We start from the raw sequence: 2993 nt of genomic DNA on the forward strand, positions 1-2993 counted from the left end.
AGATTTATACCCAAAGCTTGGATTAATATACGACTGGCCCGGATGGGGTAGTGGTTATCCTCTGGGACTGTGGATCCCAGGAGCCGGGTTCGAATCCCGGTCCGGGCCCTTTCTATTCTGGTTCGTATCCCAGAATTCGAAAAGCATCATCATGACTTCTGGAGAGGTGTCTATTTTGATATTCTTCGAGCCGAGGTGTTATTATGCCTTTTCACTCTGATCAAAAGTTATCAACGGCTTTAAAGAGATTCAAGAGACACTATCCGGATGAATTCCACATAATCAAAGAGTTCTCAGACGATCTGCTTGCAGAAGGTCTTTCGGAACTCAGAATCAGAAGTTACGTTGGCTACTTGAAGCGCATCAGAGATATAGCAGAAGGAAAAAAGCTTACTGAATTCGACAAATCGGACATTCGGAGGGTTATAAATCATTATCAGCTACTTTGTAACAGAGGAGAAGTTTCCGATAGCGCTGTTTTTGAGGTTAAGAAAACTCTTAAGAAATTCTTCAAGTGGTTGGGCAAGGAGGAGCTTGTAAGCTGGTTCTCGGTTGGCAGTGTGGAAAATAAGCTCTCTCCCGCTGATTTGATTACCGAAGAGGAGTTCAGGAAAATGCTAAACGCTTGTCAGAATTCGAGAGACAGAGCTTTTCTGTCCCTGATTTACGAGACGGGTGCTCGAATAAGTGAAATTGGAAGCATGAAAATTAAGGATGTAATTTTCGACGACTACGGAGCGGTGGTTTGGTTCTCCCTCCCCAATACTTCGAGCAAGAAGCACAGGAGAAAGCTGAGGGTTGTTTTCTCTGCTCAGTACTTGGCAAATTGGTTGAAGGATCACCCGCTGAAAGACGATCCGGAAGCTCCATTATGGGTAAAACTTAGCGGAAAGAAGCACCTACAACCGATGGAGTACAAAGACTTTCAGATGCAGTTAAAAAAGATCGCTAAAAGAGCGGGCATCAAAAAGAGGATTTACCCCCACCTTTTCCGACACACAAGAGCTACTAAGCTGCTTCAGCAGGTTCCAGAAATTGTCGGAGCAAAATATATGGGCTGGGTTCCCGGAACGAAGATGACCAAGGTATACATCCACCTCGCAGATCAGGATGTGGAGAACGCTATTCTGAACCTCTACGGGTTGAAGCCCAAGGACGAGAACAAGGATCTTGAAGTAAAACAGTGTCCGAGGTGCGAGTTCATCAACGATGCTGATTCGAGATTCTGCTCCCGATGCGGCTTACCATTAACGCAGGACGCCATTAGAGAGGTAGAAGAGTGGGAGAAGAGGAAGGCTGAGGCTATGAAGAACCTGACTAATCCGGACTTCCTCCTAATGCTCGCGAAGATGCAGCAGGAATTGGAAATGCTTAAGAAGTTGTACGAGGAGTTGAAGAAGGATGCTAAGCTGGGACGAGAGCGTCTTCAAGAATGAGGACGTTTTCGATCCCGATTACGTTCCAGAGGTTCTTCTTCACAGAGAGCAGCAGTTAAATCAGCTCGCAGCCAACGTAATGCCGGCTTTGAAGGGTAACAGCCCGATCAACACCCTGTGTTTAGGTCCGCCAGCAACTGGCAAAACGTCCACGATCCTCTACATTCTTTCGCAGGTCGGAGACAAAATTGAGAGTGTATATGTAAGATGCCCTGCGTATGGGACAACTTACAAAATTCTCGCGAGGATTTTCGAAGTAGTTTGCAAACATCAGGCGCCGCAGACAGGAATAAGCCACGTAAAGCTCTACGAGAAGATAATGGAGAAACTCGACAAACCGCTGATCGTGGTTCTCGATGACATAAACTTTGTTTCGATCGATGTCGTGAATGAACTGCTCTACCTCTTGCTGAAATCTCCGGAAGAGTACGGAGTTAAGCTTGGAATTATCGCTGCAGCTACGGACATAAAGTTCTCCCTCGCTCTGAATCCAGAGGTCGGAGCTATCTTCCACTACACGACGGTCTACTACCCTCTTTACGGATACGACGAGATAAGGGACATTCTGAGGTGGAGAGTGGAGCACGGATTCGTCAAAGGAGCTTTCAGCGAGGAAGCTTTCGAGAGAGTTGTCGAGCTGACGGTCGAAAGCGCGGATCTTCGCTTTGGAATCTACTTGCTGAGAGCTGCCGGTCATAACGCAGAGAGAAGGGGAAGTAGAAAAGTGGAGCTGCAGGATGTCGAAGCGGTTTACACTGGCGGAGCGAAGGTGTTTTTAGCGAAGTCAATCTCAGCTCTTAACTCGGACGAGAGGGAGATGCTGAGGCTGATTTACTTGCTGGAGGGAGAGGTAGCTGCCGGCGACCTTTACAGGTTCTTCCAGAAAGAAGTGGGGATTAGCTATCAGCGCTTTTACGAGATCCTCAACAAGCTCGAAAGGCTCAGGCTGATCGACTTCGTGTTTGATAAAAAGGGGAGAGGTAGGACGAGGTACATATACAAGCGCTATGATCCCGATGTGGTGCTTGAGGCACTGAGGGAGTTTTGAACAATGAGCGAAATAAATCTTCAAGGATTGAAAGTTTTGGAAAAGTGATGAGAGAGAATGGGGAAGGCAATAATTGAAGGGGAGTGGGGACCGACACTGTGACGATGACACTATTCTTCAATAGTGGTCTTCTTAAATTTCCTTCTTATGGATAGAACGAATAAAGTCGTGAATAAGATGCCAGCTAGCCGCTCGGATAATATTGCTAAAGGCAACCAAAAATCTGAGTTTAGGAAGATTTCCATGTATTTTGGAGGCATCTGAAAGAACGTTAAAATACTTGCTGCCCAAGGGTTTTGAATTTCCATTGAGTTAAACAAATAACCAAAAAAGACTATTGTCGAGAATACCCATACTAAAGGAAGCCAATAGTTCTCCCCATAAAGACTGAAGTACTTGTAGAATGCTGTAAGGGAAAAATTCTGTAAAATGAATCTGGCAAATCGATTTTTAATAACTCGTCCTTTGAATTTAGTATTCTTTCTTTTCATCTCCATCTCTCCAATATA

At 45.4% G+C, this 2993-nt stretch carries 3 protein-coding genes and 1 tRNA gene; 3 read left to right on the plus strand and 1 reads right to left on the minus strand.

Features of this window, described 5'->3' with window-relative positions; all coding sequences use genetic code 11:
* The first annotated feature begins 36 nt into the window (after positions 1-36).
* From F7C14_RS07095 to F7C14_RS07105, 3 genes are all read left to right on the plus strand, one after another.
* A tRNA-His gene (locus F7C14_RS07095) sits at positions 37-108 on the plus strand.
* 95 nt (positions 109-203) lie between these two features.
* The gene (locus F7C14_RS07100; RefSeq protein ID WP_290901341.1) at positions 204-1436 is read left to right on the plus strand and encodes a tyrosine-type recombinase/integrase; all 1233 of its coding nucleotides are present in this window, start codon (positions 204-206) and stop codon (positions 1434-1436) included.
* Positions 1402-2484: an ORC1-type DNA replication protein gene (locus F7C14_RS07105; protein ID WP_290901343.1), complete on the plus strand. Its 1083-nt coding sequence runs from the start codon at positions 1402-1404 to the stop codon at positions 2482-2484. The genes F7C14_RS07100 and F7C14_RS07105 overlap by 35 nt, the downstream gene beginning before the upstream one ends.
* A 110-nt stretch (positions 2485-2594) precedes the next feature.
* Here F7C14_RS07105 and F7C14_RS07110 read toward each other — a convergent pair.
* Positions 2595-2993, minus strand: a 399-nt coding sequence (locus F7C14_RS07110) for a hypothetical protein (RefSeq protein WP_290901345.1), incomplete at its 5' end; no start/stop codon positions are given.

The organism is Ferroglobus sp. (assembly GCF_015521575.1).
Taxonomy (GTDB): Archaea; Halobacteriota; Archaeoglobi; order Archaeoglobales; family Archaeoglobaceae; genus Ferroglobus.